This is a genomic window from Chryseobacterium sp. JK1 (assembly GCF_050632815.1).
Classification (GTDB): domain Bacteria; phylum Bacteroidota; class Bacteroidia; order Flavobacteriales; family Weeksellaceae; genus Chryseobacterium.
On the sequence record NZ_JBODRU010000007.1, the window covers coordinates 182336 to 199222 of the forward strand.

Genomic DNA, 16887 nt, shown 5'->3' on the forward strand with positions numbered 1-16887 from the left:
TTTATTTATTGGTTAAAGTTGCTTTATTTATGTATTCGCATTCCGGAAGGTTGAAGACGTTGAAATGATGACGTATTAAGGTATTTACTACCCAGTATGGGAGATGTCCTGCCATGCCATCTTCAATACTCATTAAATACCTTTCTATGTTCACGAAGTTGGCAGCATTCGTTTCCTTTCTTATTTCGTCAAAAATTACAACAGCCTTTCCCTCATGATCTATCTCCTTGGTTAAAAAATCTAATGGATAAATAATTGGTTTCCAGTCAAAACTATCCTTTCGATATGGAAACAAACAGCCTAAATCTAAATGCTCTAAAGGCTTAACCCAACTTCTCAATACAGTTTCTCCATTATGCTTAGCTTTTTTATACTTGTGTTGAAGTTGCAATCCATACGGCAGATACGCTGCGTATACTCTTAGTTTTTCTTCGTTTGTCATGGCTTATTTTCATTTAAATATTTAAGTCCGGATTATGTAATTTTTTGAGGTTTCTTATTCAAAAAACCGACTTCTATAAGAATTGTCTTTATTGTATGTGGAAGGTATTCGCTACGTTCCGCTTTTTCCAAAGCTTCCAAAACTTGTTCAAGCTTTCCCTCATCATTATAATTACCATAACTGTACTGAAAGGCCTGTAGTATTATTTTCTGCTGTTCTGTCATTGTTTTGTTTTTTAGTTAATCAATCCATGTAAGAATTCTATAAGTTCAGGAGATTGGTCTTTAAGGTAAGGCTTTGACAAATCCCATATAAATCGTCCTGTGTCTTCTTCTGAATAATCAAGGAAAACGCCGGCCGAATGCTTTTCATTATTCATTACAACATTGAAAACTTCAAAATGACTGTTTTTTGAATAATACTTTGAATGCCATTCCAGGACATCGTTAAGCATTGGAGATTTAAAAAAATAATCATCAACTCTTTGAGTACTTCTTTTAAATGTCACATTCAATTCAATCCTCAGCCTCGGTAGCTTCTCCCGTATATCGGCTGTTAGTTCTTCTAGTGCTTTCATAGTCCTATTTGTTTAATTGCTGATGGGGTTAAGTAAAACTTCACATCAGGATCATTGGCAATATCCTCAATCGTAGAAGCTGTTTTTTTGAAGTACATAAGCTTTCCAGTTTTCCTACTCACAATAAATCTGTTATCATTGAACATAATCGCATCCTCATGTACTTCAATATTATCCCTTGGTATTTCAAATAGTACTTTTTCTTTTGCCTTCCTAAATTCATTTTGAATTAAAGCTTCAAAATCATGATTAAATCCTCTGTTGTACTCACTTAACCATTCTTCATAATGCACTGGCTTTTCTAAAATATTTCCCGTTTCATCTACAGAAACAAACATTGCTAATGTGAGGGGTTGTCGTAGAAACATAGCGTATTTCTCAATAGACCTTATATAATCCTCTAAGGGTGTGTAATTTTCACTTCTCCCTACTTTCTGTTGCTGAACGAATTCTGTCATTGATATTAGTTTCATTTGATAAGATTTTCAGGGTTGGTGATTGAGGATCTGTCAACGATAATTGAAGTAGACTCGTCATTTGTTCTTGTTCTGGCGCTCTCCGCTATTCTCTTCTGCTGTTCCTCCTGGACGAGATCGCAGACTCTGAAAACATGTCGTTTTAATATTATTGGATCACAGGATTTTTGTAACCCAATCCAACAATCAAAACTGTTGCTCTTCGCATACTCATCAAATATTCTTTGTTTCTCTTGGTGACTCATGATTCTTTTGTTTTTAGTTTGGTAAGTAATGTTTGGGCTTTTTCTTGTAGAGAACTACCTGAAGGCATTGTTTCGCTAATATGATGTATAAGCTCACTCATCTCCTCCTCGTTATCAGTCACTTCTTCTAGCCAATATTTAGGCTCTCCATTTTTTTGACCATGCCATAATCCACGAAGAAAATAACATGTTCCACTTTTACCATCGCCGGAAATTACAATCACATTTTGTCCACCTTCCGGCAGTCTCTCCGACACTAATACTTTTTTAAATTTTGTTTTCATTTTTACACGTTGTTTTCGTTTTCTGGATCTGGCTTTTGATCGGTATTTTTATATTGAAAATAGTAATCACCCGTCAGTCCTCTTGTTTTTCTATCTCCACGTTTCAACTGATTTGATATACTGACTCTGGAAATTTTCAATAGATACTCAGCTATTCTTAAGCTTGAAAATTCAGCTAATAGCTCATCTTTTAGATTAAACATTTGAATTGGTTTATAATAGCCTTCGTTTTTCTTAAAATTACATAGTTCGGAATTGTGAACACGAAGCATATATAATATAAAATCTCTTCCAGGTCTCTCGATTAGAGCTATAGTGTCATTATGTGTTATGTGGTAATATATGCCTTTTATATCGTCAACGAACAAAGGCCTATTACCTTTATCTTCAGTATAGTAGTGCTTTCGAAAATCATTTTCACTAGTCCATTTCCTTAGATACTTTCCATTGAAATCATATTCAAAAACATTTTTATTTGGTCTTCCCATTGTTATGATTTTGTTTTAACATCTATCTCCTTCTGTGTCTCCAGATGTATCGGGAGTTATGTATTTTTCAGATCCTTCTTTTTCTATGAAAGAAATTCGATAACCCTTCTTTTCATACTTGGTATTCTCAGTATATATGTACTTGCTTGTAACAGCTGTTACTTTAGAGCCTCTATGATTTTCACCAACTAGATTTGCTTCTAAGTATTTTCTATCGAAAGAATTTGCAGGCCCACAACGCCTTCTATTTTTATTTTCCATAATATTCTATTTTTTGTTGTTTTAAAATCCTGGCAGCCGATCTATGACCGCCAGGTGGGATATTTTTAAATGGTTAAATCCACTCTGTTTCAACATTAGTGTATATCAACTCTATTTTTTCAATGCTGATAAAAAGATGATGCTTAGTTTTTTTATTATTAACAAGCCACTGTTTTGCTGAATTGACAATACATTCCAAATTGGTCTGATAATCATCGTACGTGTCTTTAAAATCTTCCAAACCATCCTTCTCTTCAAGTTCAATTGCATAATGGTTTAATAGCTCTTCTTTGGTCATAGACTCTAGGTCTTTTGCTATCTCAGGTCTTCTCTTTTTTAGTTTCTCAAAATTTTTCATAATGCAATTGATTTTAAAGAGTTCCACATCTTTCAATATCACCATTTGGATAATGCTTAAATCCTGCAGCATCTACACCAACGAATTTTTTATTATCACGATTTTGAGTATTTCCGGATGGAAAAGCTGCAATTGTTAAGAATGCTAGGATTATTAAAACAAATCCTGGAATAATTAAGCTTTCTAGATTAAATGATTTTTTCATGTTGTTGAATTTTTGATTGTTACTTTGATTTGACTTTGTAAATATACGTCGTTTTATTTACATGAACAAATATTTTGTTATTATTTGTTATTTTATTTACATTTGTAAAATGGATAAGAGATTGAAAAATATATTTACAGCCCTTTATAAATGCAAGGTTGTGGCAGTTGACACTAACCTGAAAAATCTATTGGAAAAACTTTATAAAAGAGACGTTTCCAATGCTGAGTATATGAAAGCTTACCGATCAAAGGATTCAAAATTTGAACTTACAATTAATGACGAGGTATATACCATCAATAAGTTTGAAAATTAGCTTTTCCTCAATAACGACTCCTGGAACTTAACAACTCTCTTTTGTTCTTCCTCTGATGATGTTAGAAAAGAGAAAATAAAATCCTCAATACCTATCTCTTTTTGATCGAAATTCTCATTTCCCGTAAAGTGCTTATTTAGTTGTTTAAATGCAGTGATAAGATCAAAAACACCATCCCTTGAATGGATTAAACCCTTATTCTTAAGCATCTTTGTGCCAGTATCTACTATAGTGGTTCCGATAGCGCAGAAACTTAACCATTTTTCAACTGTCTCCCGGTCTTTTTCATTGTACATTTCCGGCCCTGCAATAGGTTTTATAAGCGGTTTTGCATTGACTTTTTTAGCTTCAATAAACGATGCGGATACAGGCATTGAGCTAACAGGTGTTTTAAATAATTTTGCAATGTTCATTTTTCTTAAAAAGTGTTCTTCGTTAAAGTTTATTATTCTATTTTTAAATTCCTGATTAAACTGGGATAATCCTTCATACTTACGTAAGTGATATATAACTGTTGAATGATCTTTATTCACAATTTGAGCAATTTCTTTAAGCGTATAGCTTGATTGTCTTAATTTATAAATGAAAATCGAAAGATCATCCAGCAAATCCGATGGAGTGCGTTTAACTTTTGTCTTCATGATTTTTGGATTTAATTTGCTCCTCAACCCATTGGTAAACTTTATCGTTTTTTACATGAGTTATTGCCATTGCATGAAGCCTGTCAAAAGAATAAGCGATGTCATTGGTCATTGCTTTTTTCTTATCTTCAAAATACTCTGAAAGCTGCTTTAATTCAAAAGCGTTAAATAAGACCGAACTTGGCTTTGCTTTTTCTTTTGCAAGGATTTGTGTCATTTTATCTTTTATGGCGATTTTTTGCCCATCCTTGTCACTTACAAAGCCCGACAACCCGCCTTTCTTGATTGCGAATTCGTAAAAAAGAAATGCATGATCACATTTTTCTCCATTTTTAACTGCTTCAACCAAACTATCCCAATTTTTTTTCTTTTCGGCTTTTACTTCCTCTGGGGACCTTTCGGGCTCCGGATTTAAAATCTTTTTCAACTGTTCTCTTCCGGCTTCAAGTTGCTTATCGTTTTGCTTGTAACGTTCATACGCTTTAAGGATCTTTCCGGTTGTGTTGGTTGATAGCATTGGCAGACATTCAATCTCGTTTCCATTTTGGTCTAACAATTCACGCTTTAATGCCATTCTGTGTGCTTGAAAAATCTCTGAAGCCGTCAGGCGGTAGTCCATGATGAACAACAACCAAGTATCTTTCATTTCATCTTTCTCCCTTTGGCGTTCCCGTACCTGAAAAAGTGTCAGTATGTCGTTTACAAGCTTTTCCTTGATCTCGGATGAAGACTTAGCGATAGACTCCAGGAATATTTCCCTTTGCAAAATCTTCGGCAAGCCTTCCAGCTGCGTCTTGGATATTGTAAGTTGCCTGTTGTGAAGGTGGATTATTTCCCGAGGCTCCTGTTTGGTAATTTGATTTTCCATTGTCAGTATCTTTATTTTTGTAATTTCCTTCCATGATCTTGATGAAGTTTGAAGAATTAAATACCCAGTCAAAATCAGCTGTCCAGTTTTTGTAGTTGTCGCCCGCTAAGAATTTTGACTCACCTGCCATTTCAATTACTTTCAATACCTTTTCTTCTCCGTACTCTTTTATGCGCGTTTTAATACTCGTTTTTCGCTTATCACTTACAACCTGGACTCTTGGTAGGTTTTTACATTTTTCGTGGAAATAATCAACTATTTCACTTTCTTTTTTGGCGCAGATTTTTTCTTTTTTTTCAGAACCAGTATTTACTTGTTCAAGTGATTTAACTATTCCTTCTTCTGAAAATAAATTCTCAATTAATTCTCCTTGGGGGTTTGGGGGAATACTTTCTCTTTTACTTTCTTCTTTTACTTTCTCTTTCTCTTTTACTTTTACTTTCTCTTTAGGTTCCTGTTTGGTTATCGTTTGGTTATCGTTTGGTTTTGGTTTGGTTTCTTCTAGGTTATGGTTTGGTTTTTCTTTAGGTGGTCTTCCTCCACCTTTACCGTTCATAAACTTCTGATTATTAGCATCTAGCTGAGGTTTTATCAAAGTAAATATAGCTCTTGCTATGGGCTTTAGATTTTCAGTTGTTACTCCATTTAAACCATACTCCATTATGGCTGTAAGCACGTCTCCCTGAATATCTCTCGGCAGATCTTTGATTCCTTCATAGAAGCTTCGGTAAAAAACAAATCCGTCTCGTTCCATTCTTCTATATTATTTATTAGTAAAAATTCATTCAAATTACCATGTATATTTTAACACATCATTCTACATGGTTTGCGGGTTTCTGAGTCGGTAGCTCAGTTAGGCTCTGGCAATAAAAAAAGGGTTTGTCATTGCGATGAGGTCGAGTTCAGAAGTTCTGAAGTGAGCTTTTCCATATTTACTCACCTCTGTGATTTGCTTTTCCCTCTTTAATTTATTGATGGTCGTCTCAGATACATTTAGATACTTAGCAGCGGATTTTACATCTTTAAATCCTGTTTCTTCTTTTTCCATTTTTTTCTGAAGTTCAATTGAGAACTGGCACTCGTCAGATTTTGCCATTCTAACAGGACGTTTAAGAGATTTTGCGTATTCCAGTGTGGCGGTAGCATCTAATAAACTGATTGTTTTTGATACTGTGCTATTTGGAATGTTATCTCCGGGAATATACCCTATATCACTCATTAGTCTTTTTTTGATAGCTTCAATTGCTGGGTTTGTTTTTGGATTTTTCATTGGTTTTCTTTTTGTCGTTTTCGATTCGGATTAAGCGTTTTTATTATCAGGAAATCTTTTGGATCTTCCAGGCAACTATTGTGTTGAAATACTTAGTCTCACCTTGTGGAGAAGTCCATTCTCTGCCCTGTATGTTAATTCCTACATTAACATTATCGCCTTCTTTAAATGGATCTAATATGTCTATTTTATTTCCCATAATTTCGATACTTACAGGTTGAGGATATTGTTCTTGAGTTAATAGAATGAATTCTCTTTTTTGAAATCCTGATGCGAATGTTTCAGTATCTTTTATTTTTTTAATGCTTCCTTGTAATTCCATAGTTTAAATTAATTTTAAGTGTGTTGCTAATGTTGTAGTAAGTGAGTTTAGATATTCTCTTGCCATGACTATCATCTCTTTCATTTGGACAATCGTTTTTTCGTCTCTATAAATGATGAATTCTTTTATTCTAGCTTCTTTAGGAATATCTGCATAAGTCATATTTTTAGTAATTTCTTCATCTAGATCTTCTGGAAGTCCGTCAATAAATCCTAACTTCCAAGCAGCCCTCCTCTTTTCATCCAAAATCAAATCGTCTGGAGTATCTACTAGACCGTAAACTAATTTGGCTACTTTTACATTTGGTCGTAGATCCATATAAGCTTGAAGTTGATATTCATAATCTTCGTTTGGAACTTCTTCTTCAAAAAGAGGAAATGTTGAGTAATCCCATGAACTTTTGAAATCGATAATCTCATCTTCTTCTTCAATATCCATTTCGCCTGTAAAGAATTCATTTTCATATCGCACTTCATTTTTTATTAGAAATGTTCCTCGTACTTCATTGTACTGATTGATATTATCATCTTCTACGGCAATTCCCTTTGATAAGTACTTGTTATGAATTTCCTTTTTCCTGTTGAAAATCTCATCTTTGAAAATTGACTTTAAGTATGTTTTTGCACCATCTGAAAGGATAGGTTTTGCATTTTTCTTTTTAAGCAAATCGCCAAGGGTAATTGTTTGTTTTTCGGTTATTTTGCCTATACTTTGTTTTTCAAGTAATCCAATCAATGTTTCTTTTTGAGATTCTGTCAAAGGCTTTGGAATCCCTTTCATAAGTTTACCTATAGCGTGTGGCCTAAACTTGTAATTTGAAAAATCATGCACTCTTAACATTCTCTAATTGTTTTTTTCTTTCAGTTACTAATACTTTATATTTCTGTTGTTGCTCCCTTGACATCTTTGTAAACAATGATTGAAGAGAAGGAACATCTTTACATGAATTAATTTCATTTGTCAAGTCTGTATCAATGATTGGTTGCTTCTTTACAATTCTTACTCCTCCAACAACATCACCTTTCATTTTTACCGTAGAGTCAATGAATAATTCGATTAAAAGTCCTTTCCAGTCTTCTACGAATGATGATCCTGAGAATCCTTTTAATACTGCAGCATTTGTTGCATTTAATACTAATGGCTTAATTTGCTCTTCAAAATATGCGATATTGAAGTTTCCTTTTTTTCCCGCAACACTTACTCCCAGCTCCTGTTTAACTTCCCGTATTTTGAAAACAAGCCTTTTACCATCTTCCAGATAGTCTTCCAGATCAGCCACCCCCAGATGGTCAGATTTGTAAACTTTTCGGAAATGTGTTTTAGATTGTTTTTCCATTTTTAATTAATTGTTTTAGAATAGACCGCGTAATGCTTACTGCCGATCTTTGTTGATGAGGTTTGATAGATTTTCTGTTTTGCTTTTAGCTCTGAGAACCTTCCGGAAATAGCGTGTATTGGTACTCTCAGTAAATTTGCGATCTCAATTGTTGATTTTATTCCGTCTACTTCATTTAATACTCTCTGCCACATTGAGGGAATAGTATCTTTTACTTTTTGGAATGCGAGTTTGGAATTAGCGTTATTCCTTCCTCTGCTGTAGTCAATTGGTTCCATATCTTCATTTTTGGTTAGTAAATTGGCGGTTTAGGTTTTTGAACCGGTTGGTAGTGGGTTGAATTGGGGCCGAAAAGCTCTCCTGCATCATGAATAAAGGCACTTCTATTTCCATTAATATTGCAAACCCATACATCCTCATCAGGCGCGTCATACTCGCTTTTAATCTTAATCCACCCGTTGTTGGTTTCGATACCCTTAATACTTGAAGGAATTATTAATTCCATATCGTTAATTTGATGACACTCTATATTTTCAAATTGCCACATTTTGCGCTTTCTTTCGCTAGTGTTTTGATCACTGTAGCTATATCTACCATGTTTATCTAATTCATTTTTAATTTGCTTGTAATATTCTCCCCAAGCTTCTTGTATTTTCTGTTCTTTTGTCATGATTATTGATTTGATTGTTAATAGAATTTATTTTTATACCAGTACTGAGTGTGATACTTTCGGGTGTTAACATTTAGAAATGTTACTTTTTCACCGAATACTTTTGCGATTAATCTTTTCATGCTTGTGATTTTTTAAGTTTCCAGTATTCGTTTATTAAATCCTGATTAAACATTACCACAAAAGGATTAAGGTCTAATACTGCAGTTTTTAATCTTTCCAACCACAAAGGGTCTTTAATCCCTACCGGTACAGATATTATTTGTTTTCTTTCCGTAATTGGACGTTGGAGGTAGTCTGTAATGCTCATAACTCTGTTGCTTCTTTGATTAGTTTTTCAGCGTGATCTATTACTGATCCCGTAACACGATACGGTGACACTATTTTCAAGGCTTTTACAAGTCTCTTTATCTCTTCAAGCATTTCAGGGGCTTTTGTGAATAACAATGCATTATATTCAGATTCGTCATTATCATTTTCTATTAAACACAATCCTGAATCATAAAACCCTTGTTTATCCTCCTTAAAAACTCTGAATTTATCTACTTTACCATTTGTTTTTTGTGTTGGTTTGTAAATAAGTCGTCCTTTTGTTCCTTTAAATTCCATGATTATTGTTTTTTAAGTAAGTATTCTATTATATACATTGTTTGCTGTACAAACCAGCATTTGATAAGAAATAATAAAGTCTTCATGAGGCTAATTTTAAAAATTTAGACCTGTTTTCTGAGAATTTAACAGATGAGGTTTTAAACAGATTTATATTGTGAAGTCCGTCAATTATTCTGCTTTTCCAATAACCCATATGCTGCAGACTTCCATTTTTTCTATAACCTGAGAACCATCGGGCGATCATTCGTTTGATCCTTTTATATCCCGGATTTGTTTTTAATAAGACTCCCTCTTTCTGTCCTTCTAAATTGATGAGGTAGTAACTCCCCCTTTCAACTCTTACTCTTTTTGATTCTTCCAGCCAGATAACACCGGAGATCAAATGCTTTCTAAATCTGTAATTGTAGGTTCTCAAAAATTCAAATGATTTAATTTGATAACCAAAGATTGTTTTTTGTACTTTTGCCATGTTGTAATTTTTAGCGATTACTTCGATTTGACCGAGTCGTTCTGTTGTCGCAGGACGGCTCATTTTTTTATACCGTATTTTGCTTTGAAATCTTGAAATGACTTTGATTTACTTAAAAAACTCGTATACTCATTTTCAATCTCTTTTTTAGTCTTTTTCCTTGTCTTTAATCCTAATAATGTTGACTTACATAAATCCTCTCTCTGATCTAAAGGAAGTTTTAATAAGTAATCCTTTGCTATTTGATAGTCTAGGTTCATGATTGAAAAATTTGATTGTCCTTCCAACCAGTATGTTTTTTAATAACATTGATTGCGAAATAGTTTGACACTTTCTCAGACTCTCGGTAAGCCCAATTTGTTACCGTAGACTCTCTATTCCCTGTTTCTTCCGCGATTTTTTTCCTAAGTGGATAATCGTCTAGAATCTTACGAAACACTTCACCTCTTATTTTTCGAGGTTTTAGTATATTTGCTTGATTTTTCATTTTGTTCTATCGTTTTGATATAGCAAATATACAACCTTTTTAGTTGTTTGCAAGTTTTAATACAACTTTTTTAGTTGTTATTATTTAAGTATCTGATTTTCAGGTGTAAAATTTACAATGCGGATGAAACTTTAATAAATCCCGTAAAAACCCTGATATTTATTGGAATTCGAAAGATATAATTTTGCAAACGCCTTATAATTTAATATAAAGCTGGAAACTATTTTATTATAAACAACAATGGAACACAAAGACATCAACAACCAAATAAGTTGTTACCTTAAGGAATATTTTAAGGAAAACAATATTTCTCAAAAAGACATACAAAGTGACCTTGGTGTTTCTCAACAATATGTATCCGGAATTATTAATGGAAAAAGGAGTATAGGAAAAAAACTTGCTGAAAAACTATCTGAATTATATGGTTTGAACAAATCCATATTACTTACAGGAGAAAAAACTAGTGCAAGCGAAGCAAAAACAAGTAATTCTGAAATAAAAAACCTTCCTCATGATAAACAAATGGAAATATTACATAATAATATTATGGAATTAAAGGAAGAAAACGAAGAATTGAAAGACATGATTGATCACTTAACCCTAACGATGGAAATATCTTTAGCTCCAATTTTAAGGCATTTCAAATTAAAGGCGGATGATTATGAGAAGTTAAAAAAAGATAGAAATTCAGTTAATTAAAGCCTAACTGAACAATTTTGATTCCTAAACGAAATTTCTCTACATTAATTTCTAACGATACAGACTCGGATAATAACAACTTTTGTTCGTTATTTAGATTAGAGAACCGGACCTGCCTTAGTAATAAAAAGTTATTTTTAATATACTCATCATATTCTATGAGACCTTTATCTAAAAAATCCTCATTTCTATAATGTAGCTGCCTAATAAAACCTCTCTGTTCTCGATTAATTCTTTGCATCGGTTTTATTATTTTGGTTATAAATTCGCTCTATTGTTCTATACTGCATTTCGTCAGCCAGAATTAGATTTTTGACATGATTTACAAATCTAAATAAGACATAAGCACCAGGTATCATCATTAATATCAATCCTATTCTGTGGGGCCATTCTGGTTCAAATTTTATACCTAGAACAAACATTAATACATACATTGTTGAACAATAAATTGAAGCAAAAAGAGGGAAATAGAAAGTCAAATGATAAGCCTTCATAAACTTACCAATAATTACTGCAATAGTTGTATAGTATAGCGATAGAAGCCAATAATCATTTCTTAAGTATCCGCCAATAGTATTTTGATAATTAGCAAATGAAGGATTAAACCAAACTATAATATTATCTAAGAATGGCAAAAAACCCGATACTATTACTAATATCGAGCCTGTAATTTTCCAAATGATTAATTTATTTTTACCTTTTTGGCGGTGTAATTGTTGTCGGATCTCCTCCATCTACTGGATCTGTTAGGTCTATAGGATCTTGCGGCCCGGAGTTAAGAGCTTTGACAACTATAGTATCACTTTTGCTCTCTAAATCACCTCCTCTAGCGCTGAGTCCTTTCGGGTTTAACTTTAAATTTTCTGGTTTACTGTTTTTTACCGCTTCAATTGCATCTTTTCTCACCTCTTCATCACGATCATTTGAGCATGAATAAAGTAACATTGCTGCTGCAGCGGTTAAAATAATTAGTCTTGTCTTCATTTATAAAAGTTTTAAATTCAGGTAAAAATACTAATTAAATCAACGACTTACGCAATATTATATCACTAATTCATGATTTGCTAATATAATACATTATTTCATAAAACCATGATATATATCAGCAAATATATAATTTTTATTGAATCAAATTAAGACATTACGGAAACCCGTAAAAATGAGTTTTTTAATTATTATTATATTTGAGTAAAATTAAAACCATGAAAAAAATATTTCTATTCATTGTTCTAAATTCTAGCATGGCATTTGGACAATTTGTTGTTTCAGATCAATCAAGTAATTGGCATATATTAGGTAAAGAAGTTAATGATACATCAATACTCATTAATACTGATGTTGCTAAAATAAAATTGATTGATTTTAGAACCAAAACTATGGGCTTTGATCCTTTATCTACTTTTAAAACTAAAAGCCAACAAAATATAAACAATTTGCAAAGTGAAATTAGAAAAGGAAATGAAGGTGTTAAAAGTGGATTTTATGAATTCATATTTAAAACAGAGCCTGACACATTGGAAAAATTGTATGATGTAATAAACTCCCATTTTGAAACAAAGCAGAAAGAAGTCGTTACACTTACTTTTCCTGAGGGTAATTTATATCTGGATTTTAATTCTAGAACTATGTTTTATGCTGTTTCATTTGGAATAGATTCTAATGATCAGAAAATTTTTACTGCACCTTTTATAAAAAGTCAAATAAATAAACTTTTTGGAAAAAAAAATTAATAAAAAACATACTATGAGAATCTTTACAATATTAGCCGTAATAAACATTTTAATACTGTCATGTTCTAGCAGCACAGAAGAAACTGTACCAAGTTATACAGGACGGTATTTTCTCGTAAAAAACTATGCTATAGTAAACGGAGTTAAAGATAGCGAAAGCATTCATGAAGGATCATGTAGTGGCAAAACAAATTATTTAATTAATGAAGACAACAATGTAAATGTTGAAGTATATGGAGCACAGTCGGGTAAGTGTTCTTTAATTGGAAATTTTAAATACAATTATAACATAAGCACAAATTCTATTAATGGGGAAACCGTAAATTTCGAAGGAAATATTCTTACTATTACAAATGTATCCAAAAGTCCAAATGTAACAATTGAGAATGTATACATATATAAAAAATAAAAGTATTTATATAAAAAATTATTTAATAATATTTATCATGAAAAAAATATTTCTATTCTTCATAATTTATTTTTCCATTTTTACACATGCTCAGGAATCAGCATTTGTAATTTCTAATAAACAAGTACTATGGCAAAGGGTTTACGAATCATCTAAGACTATTGCTGAGGTTAAAGATATACTTCTATCTACTGGCAAAATTAAATTTACAGGTGAAGACACTCATATTTTAAATGGAGAAATATCAGACTTCATAATGGATTTTAAAGGAGCTGGCTTTACGAGTATGGGAACTCCAATTTATCTAAAAAATAGTTCCAAATTCTTTGGCAATTTTAAAATTGAATTCAAAGAAGGCAAATACAGAGTAACAGCAACTAATATTAAATTGAAAGGAGATAGCCTGTCAATATTCTCAGGCGGAATAGGCTTTACAAGTAGTGGTGATGATAATTTAGAATCCTACGCCCTAACAAATGATAGAGAGTTTTTTAAAAGTGCTTTCGATGGACGCGCATCAAGAATAGTAAACTACTCATTTGCTCAACTATTTGATGTATCTAAATATTCAAAACATGATGACAATTGGTAATTTTGGGGATTTACAAAATTTACAGTTTTTACAAATTATTTACACATTTTCACAAATAAAATCTCACAAAACACTATATATCAATTACATAGAAAACTAATTAGCTACCCTGGAAAGGTAGTATACGGGTAACTGTATCGAGGGTTCGAATCCCTTCCTCTCTGCAATTTTTATAAAACGTTATATATCAGCATTTCAAAAGCTATATATAACGTTTTTTTTTGCTAAAATAAATCTCCCTTTATCTATTCGTTAAAGAATATGAGATTCTTTCTGTAAAATCATCCTTTTTTTGTTTCTTCGAAAATTTTCAATTATCCTGGCTGAGCTAAAATAATTAAAGTGGAAGAAATTGATACGTTAAAAAGTTTTTCACAAACCAATATGTATTCTTCCAGATACTTCCGTACTAATAACTCTATGGAAAACCGTAAGTAAGTAAAATAATGTTACGACACGTTTTGGCGTTCCCTACATATAGATTTGCATGAAGAAAATATGAGTGAATACATCTAACCTAAACAATAAAAATATTAAATCCTATCTAATACTATTAATCCTATATAAACATGAAAAAAAAGACTTAAACAACTATTTAGACTAATTACAAATAATAAAAATTGATAAATATTATGGAGTAGTTTGTTGTCAAACACAATAAAATACATATATTTACACCATAAATAGTTACTTTAGAACCATTCTAAATAACCATTTGCATAGATTTTGTTACAATCTAAATAGTAAAATTAACAATAAACATTTTATAAATATGTCAACTAAGCAGTTAAAGACTCAAACACAAAAGGGTATTAGAAAGGGTTGGCCAACCATTAAGGATTCCAAGCCTATTAAACTTTCAGATGCAAGTCATATCATCGTTTTTAACCCAAGAACCGGAAGAAATCACTCTCATGAAATTTCTTGGTAAATGAACGAAGATTATTATAAAATATATAATTATAGAGGGTGTCCAGCTGAAAAAGCTGGACATTCTATTAAAGAGGGTTTTGAGTTTTTCTTTAAGTCGACAAAGTCTAATCTAAAATATTGTATAGAAGCAATTTATCATGAAGGAGATTTTTTTGCAATAAAATATTATTGTAAAATTCATAGAGACTCAAAAAGAAAATATAGCATTCCTACCAATACACATGAACCATATAAAATAATTAGATCTTGCATACAAATTATGCCAATTCTTCAAAAAAAGTATCCCACAGCATCTTTTGTTGCAGTAGGAGCTAGATCCATTTCTGGAGATACTATCGAAAACGCTCAAAACACTATTAGATTTAGATTATATTACAAAATGGTCTATCAGATGTTTAATCAGTATGAAGACTTTATTTTAATGCAGCTTCCGGAAGTTAGTGGAATTGGAATTGTTTTTGTGAATGACATTTATTCTGATCCTCAAAAAACATTGTCTCCTACTAAACACATAGTTGAAAGAGTTGGAAAAATAAAAAAAATTGTTCAAGAATCTTATGATGAAATTCACATACAAGACGAAGAATAATATTCTATAGTTTTCAAATATTTTAATGAAGAAATATTCGATTAAGCCTAGTCTATTGCAGCTATTAAAGCGTCTGCTTCTCCACCTAATAAATCAGGATTTGAAACATAATCTATGCCAGTTCTAGCTTTTAAAATCTTATACTCAGCCTTTCCAGTGTGCTGCAGGAATCCTCCTCCGCGATATTTCCACCCATCTCCTGATGCCTCGTTTCCGTTATCCATTCTATTAGCATAAACTCTATGAGCTATAGCTTCAGGTTTTCGCGCGTACTGATAAGCGGTTACTGGAGTAAGATATTTAGGAAAGACTTACAGTAATCTTTCCGCAGAATAATTTAAATTCTCTCTCTTCGGAACCAAATTAGATTCATGATCCAACTGCGCGAAAAAGCGCGCTAATCTCAACGGGGTATTAATCCCATTTTTCGTGAGAAGCGTTTTGTAATTGGTTGATAATTCTAATGCTGTCATTTCTTTCTTTTTAAGTATTTATAAATTCCAAATATTACGATTGCAACGACTCCTAATACTGCCAGAACAATCCAGGCTCCGGCTTGAAAACCTTTTGTTTTAATATCATTGGTTTTCTTCTCTACTTCAGTAGCTACTTTTTTAATTGTTTCTTTGGAAACAGCATCTTTTGCCAGCTCCTGAATGATATTTGTTTTTTCCTCACTGGACTTTTCCTTTTTGTCTTCGGTAGTCTTCCGATAATGATTGTTATATAGTAATCAGCCGTGCCCCTTATTATGATACTCTGTATTGAAATATATCGCAAAGATTTATTTCCTTATGAAACAATTTTAATGCACAAAGAAAAGAATCAACTCCATTGATTTGATGAAGCGAATGGTATTCCTTACCAACTTTTGAGACTGATTCCGCGTATTTCTACCTGAAATCACAATTGGTGGTTTATACTATAGAATAATGATTAGGTTGTTTGTTACTTTGAGGTACCAACTAATCACCTAAATTCATTCAATATGTCAACTACAAGTGTAAATGCAAATTCTTCCGGCCAGGTACAACTTGGAGGAGGAGCACAGTTCTGGGTGTATCTTTCCCCTCAGCATGATACTTCGAAAATGATTTCTGCGTGGCGTGTCACATTTTCGCAGGGTAATTGGAGTGATACTATTTCAAGCGAAAATCCTACAAAACAGATTCAGACTCCGAATCTTTCCGGGATCTTTGATATTAAGGTAGAGTTATTAAGCGGTTCTACCGGTACATGGCGTCAAATTCCACCTCAGCCTGGAAGCCACAATGAGATAGGCTGTAATTCCAATTGTGCTTCGATGGTAGGCATCGTTGCAGACAGTACCCATCCTCTTATTGGAGCTATTAACGCTCATTTCTGGACCACATGGGATGCCATGTGCAAAGCAGGAGCAGGAGCTTAGTCCTAAAGAATCGACAGAAACACAGTCCATAAACCGAATTGCCGCAGTATTTTGAATATTGCAGCAATTCACTTTTAGAACATTCCACTTGTTGAAATTGATAAAGAAATTCAGGTATTGAATTTTTCATCATTACCTGTGATTAATACGATCAATGCCCTATTTGGTTCTATATTTTCTTTTTTCACTACATTCGCTTC

At 32.5% G+C, this 16887-nt stretch carries 35 protein-coding genes; 8 read left to right on the top strand and 27 right to left on the bottom strand.

The window, feature by feature from the left end; translation table 11 throughout:
* Position 1 precedes the first annotated feature (1 nt).
* The 10 genes from ACQ76T_RS24070 to ACQ76T_RS24115 form a co-directional block, all read right to left on the bottom strand.
* Positions 2-442: a hypothetical protein gene (locus ACQ76T_RS24070; protein WP_431345727.1), complete on the bottom strand. Its 441-nt coding sequence runs from the start codon at positions 440-442 to the stop codon at positions 2-4.
* 32 nt (positions 443-474) lie between these two features.
* Positions 475-666: a hypothetical protein gene (locus ACQ76T_RS24075; protein ID WP_431345728.1), complete on the bottom strand. Its 192-nt coding sequence runs from the start codon at positions 664-666 to the stop codon at positions 475-477.
* A gap of 11 nt (positions 667-677) precedes the next feature.
* The gene (locus ACQ76T_RS24080; protein WP_431345729.1) at positions 678-1019 is read right to left on the bottom strand and encodes a hypothetical protein; all 342 of its coding nucleotides are present in this window, start codon (positions 1017-1019) and stop codon (positions 678-680) included.
* Positions 1016-1492 (bottom strand): hypothetical protein, encoded by a 477-nt coding sequence (locus tag ACQ76T_RS24085; protein ID WP_431345730.1) that lies wholly within the window; start codon positions 1490-1492, stop codon positions 1016-1018. Before ACQ76T_RS24085 ends, ACQ76T_RS24080 begins: the two co-directional genes overlap by 4 nt.
* Positions 1489-1740, bottom strand: coding sequence for a hypothetical protein (locus tag ACQ76T_RS24090; RefSeq protein WP_431345731.1), 252 nt, complete (start codon positions 1738-1740; stop codon positions 1489-1491). Before ACQ76T_RS24090 ends, ACQ76T_RS24085 begins: the two co-directional genes overlap by 4 nt.
* Positions 1737-2024 (bottom strand): hypothetical protein, encoded by a 288-nt coding sequence (locus tag ACQ76T_RS24095; RefSeq protein ID WP_431345732.1) that lies wholly within the window; start codon positions 2022-2024, stop codon positions 1737-1739. Before ACQ76T_RS24095 ends, ACQ76T_RS24090 begins: the two co-directional genes overlap by 4 nt.
* A 2-nt stretch (positions 2025-2026) precedes the next feature.
* Positions 2027-2512 carry a hypothetical protein gene (locus ACQ76T_RS24100; RefSeq protein ID WP_431345733.1) on the bottom strand — a complete coding sequence of 162 codons (486 nt, stop codon included), beginning with the start codon at positions 2510-2512 and terminating at the stop codon, positions 2027-2029.
* A 15-nt stretch (positions 2513-2527) separates the two neighbouring features.
* Entirely contained in the window at positions 2528-2773 is a 246-nt protein-coding gene (locus tag ACQ76T_RS24105) for a hypothetical protein (protein ID WP_431345734.1), read from the bottom strand.
* A 73-nt stretch (positions 2774-2846) separates the two neighbouring features.
* A complete protein-coding gene (locus ACQ76T_RS24110) occupies positions 2847-3131 on the bottom strand; it encodes a hypothetical protein (RefSeq protein ID WP_431345735.1) in 285 nt (94 codons plus the stop codon).
* 13 nt (positions 3132-3144) lie between these two features.
* Positions 3145-3336, bottom strand: coding sequence for a hypothetical protein (locus ACQ76T_RS24115; protein WP_431345736.1), 192 nt, complete (start codon positions 3334-3336; stop codon positions 3145-3147).
* A gap of 160 nt (positions 3337-3496) precedes the next feature.
* Here ACQ76T_RS24115 and ACQ76T_RS24120 point away from each other — a divergent pair, with 160 nt between their 5' ends.
* Positions 3497-3652 carry a hypothetical protein gene (locus ACQ76T_RS24120; protein ID WP_431345737.1) on the top strand — a complete coding sequence of 52 codons (156 nt, stop codon included), beginning with the start codon at positions 3497-3499 and terminating at the stop codon, positions 3650-3652.
* Here ACQ76T_RS24120 and ACQ76T_RS24125 read toward each other — a convergent pair.
* The 13 genes from ACQ76T_RS24125 to ACQ76T_RS24185 form a co-directional block, all read right to left on the bottom strand.
* Positions 3649-4293, bottom strand: a complete 645-nt coding sequence (locus ACQ76T_RS24125; protein WP_431345738.1) for a hypothetical protein — start codon at positions 4291-4293, stop codon at positions 3649-3651. The two genes, ACQ76T_RS24120 and ACQ76T_RS24125, sit on opposite strands and share 4 nt — an antisense overlap.
* A complete protein-coding gene (locus tag ACQ76T_RS24130; RefSeq protein ID WP_431345739.1) occupies positions 4277-4939 on the bottom strand; it encodes a hypothetical protein in 663 nt (220 codons plus the stop codon). Before ACQ76T_RS24130 ends, ACQ76T_RS24125 begins: the two co-directional genes overlap by 17 nt.
* An 85-nt stretch (positions 4940-5024) precedes the next feature.
* Positions 5025-5915 (bottom strand): DUF6291 domain-containing protein, encoded by an 891-nt coding sequence (locus ACQ76T_RS24135; protein WP_431345740.1) that lies wholly within the window; start codon positions 5913-5915, stop codon positions 5025-5027.
* A gap of 99 nt (positions 5916-6014) precedes the next feature.
* Complete coding sequence (locus tag ACQ76T_RS24140; RefSeq protein ID WP_431345741.1) at positions 6015-6431, bottom strand: hypothetical protein; 417 nt, start codon at positions 6429-6431, stop codon at positions 6015-6017.
* 46 nt (positions 6432-6477) lie between these two features.
* Positions 6478-6753, bottom strand: coding sequence for a DUF3127 domain-containing protein (locus ACQ76T_RS24145; protein WP_431345742.1), 276 nt, complete (start codon positions 6751-6753; stop codon positions 6478-6480).
* A gap of 3 nt (positions 6754-6756) precedes the next feature.
* Positions 6757-7533 carry a hypothetical protein gene (locus tag ACQ76T_RS24150; RefSeq protein ID WP_431345743.1) on the bottom strand — a complete coding sequence of 259 codons (777 nt, stop codon included), beginning with the start codon at positions 7531-7533 and terminating at the stop codon, positions 6757-6759.
* A gap of 43 nt (positions 7534-7576) precedes the next feature.
* Positions 7577-8089 (bottom strand): hypothetical protein, encoded by a 513-nt coding sequence (locus tag ACQ76T_RS24155; protein WP_431345744.1) that lies wholly within the window; start codon positions 8087-8089, stop codon positions 7577-7579.
* Between the two features lie 2 nt (positions 8090-8091).
* Complete coding sequence (locus tag ACQ76T_RS24160; RefSeq protein ID WP_431345745.1) at positions 8092-8367, bottom strand: hypothetical protein; 276 nt, start codon at positions 8365-8367, stop codon at positions 8092-8094.
* Between the two features lie 14 nt (positions 8368-8381).
* Positions 8382-8759, bottom strand: a complete 378-nt coding sequence (locus ACQ76T_RS24165; protein WP_431345746.1) for a hypothetical protein — start codon at positions 8757-8759, stop codon at positions 8382-8384.
* 118 nt (positions 8760-8877) lie between these two features.
* Complete coding sequence (locus ACQ76T_RS24170) at positions 8878-9069, bottom strand: hypothetical protein (protein WP_431345747.1); 192 nt, start codon at positions 9067-9069, stop codon at positions 8878-8880.
* Positions 9066-9368, bottom strand: a complete 303-nt coding sequence (locus tag ACQ76T_RS24175; protein WP_431345748.1) for a hypothetical protein — start codon at positions 9366-9368, stop codon at positions 9066-9068. Before ACQ76T_RS24175 ends, ACQ76T_RS24170 begins: the two co-directional genes overlap by 4 nt.
* Positions 9369-9450: 82 nt before the next feature.
* Positions 9451-9840 carry a hypothetical protein gene (locus ACQ76T_RS24180; RefSeq protein ID WP_431345749.1) on the bottom strand — a complete coding sequence of 130 codons (390 nt, stop codon included), beginning with the start codon at positions 9838-9840 and terminating at the stop codon, positions 9451-9453.
* Between the two features lie 59 nt (positions 9841-9899).
* On the bottom strand, positions 9900-10100 hold the full coding sequence (locus ACQ76T_RS24185; protein WP_431345750.1) for a hypothetical protein: 201 nt from the start codon (positions 10098-10100) through the stop codon (positions 9900-9902).
* Positions 10101-10567: 467 nt separating this feature from the next.
* Between ACQ76T_RS24185 and ACQ76T_RS24190 the strand changes: the two genes are divergently transcribed.
* Positions 10568-11026, top strand: a complete 459-nt coding sequence (locus tag ACQ76T_RS24190; protein WP_431345751.1) for a helix-turn-helix domain-containing protein — start codon at positions 10568-10570, stop codon at positions 11024-11026.
* 227 nt (positions 11027-11253) lie between these two features.
* Here ACQ76T_RS24190 and ACQ76T_RS24195 read toward each other — a convergent pair whose 3' ends face one another.
* Positions 11254-11760 (bottom strand): hypothetical protein, encoded by a 507-nt coding sequence (locus ACQ76T_RS24195; RefSeq protein ID WP_431345752.1) that lies wholly within the window; start codon positions 11758-11760, stop codon positions 11254-11256.
* Entirely contained in the window at positions 11720-12010 is a 291-nt protein-coding gene (locus ACQ76T_RS24200) for a hypothetical protein (protein WP_431345753.1), read from the bottom strand. Before ACQ76T_RS24200 ends, ACQ76T_RS24195 begins: the two co-directional genes overlap by 41 nt.
* A 218-nt stretch (positions 12011-12228) precedes the next feature.
* On the opposite strand from ACQ76T_RS24200, the gene ACQ76T_RS24205 reads away from it, so the two are divergent.
* The 5 genes from ACQ76T_RS24205 (at position 12229) to ACQ76T_RS24225 (ending at position 15279) form a co-directional block, all read left to right on the top strand.
* A complete protein-coding gene (locus tag ACQ76T_RS24205) occupies positions 12229-12756 on the top strand; it encodes a hypothetical protein (RefSeq protein WP_431345754.1) in 528 nt (175 codons plus the stop codon).
* 13 nt (positions 12757-12769) lie between these two features.
* Positions 12770-13165, top strand: a complete 396-nt coding sequence (locus ACQ76T_RS24210; RefSeq protein ID WP_431345755.1) for a hypothetical protein — start codon at positions 12770-12772, stop codon at positions 13163-13165.
* Between the two features lie 37 nt (positions 13166-13202).
* Complete coding sequence (locus ACQ76T_RS24215; protein WP_431345756.1) at positions 13203-13757, top strand: hypothetical protein; 555 nt, start codon at positions 13203-13205, stop codon at positions 13755-13757.
* 772 nt (positions 13758-14529) lie between these two features.
* Positions 14530-14688, top strand: a complete 159-nt coding sequence (locus ACQ76T_RS24220) for a hypothetical protein (protein ID WP_431345757.1) — start codon at positions 14530-14532, stop codon at positions 14686-14688.
* On the top strand, positions 14689-15279 hold the full coding sequence (locus tag ACQ76T_RS24225) for a hypothetical protein (protein ID WP_431345758.1): 591 nt from the start codon (positions 14689-14691) through the stop codon (positions 15277-15279).
* Positions 15280-15326: 47 nt separating this feature from the next.
* On the opposite strand, the gene ACQ76T_RS24230 is transcribed toward ACQ76T_RS24225, so the two are convergent.
* Complete coding sequence (locus ACQ76T_RS24230) at positions 15327-15503, bottom strand: hypothetical protein (protein WP_431345759.1); 177 nt, start codon at positions 15501-15503, stop codon at positions 15327-15329.
* An 87-nt stretch (positions 15504-15590) separates the two neighbouring features.
* Positions 15591-15752 (bottom strand): hypothetical protein, encoded by a 162-nt coding sequence (locus ACQ76T_RS24235; RefSeq protein ID WP_431345760.1) that lies wholly within the window; start codon positions 15750-15752, stop codon positions 15591-15593.
* A gap of 515 nt (positions 15753-16267) precedes the next feature.
* On the opposite strand from ACQ76T_RS24235, the gene ACQ76T_RS24240 reads away from it, so the two are divergent.
* The gene (locus ACQ76T_RS24240; protein ID WP_431345761.1) at positions 16268-16687 is read left to right on the top strand and encodes a hypothetical protein; all 420 of its coding nucleotides are present in this window, start codon (positions 16268-16270) and stop codon (positions 16685-16687) included.
* The last annotated feature ends 200 nt before the right edge of the window (positions 16688-16887 follow it).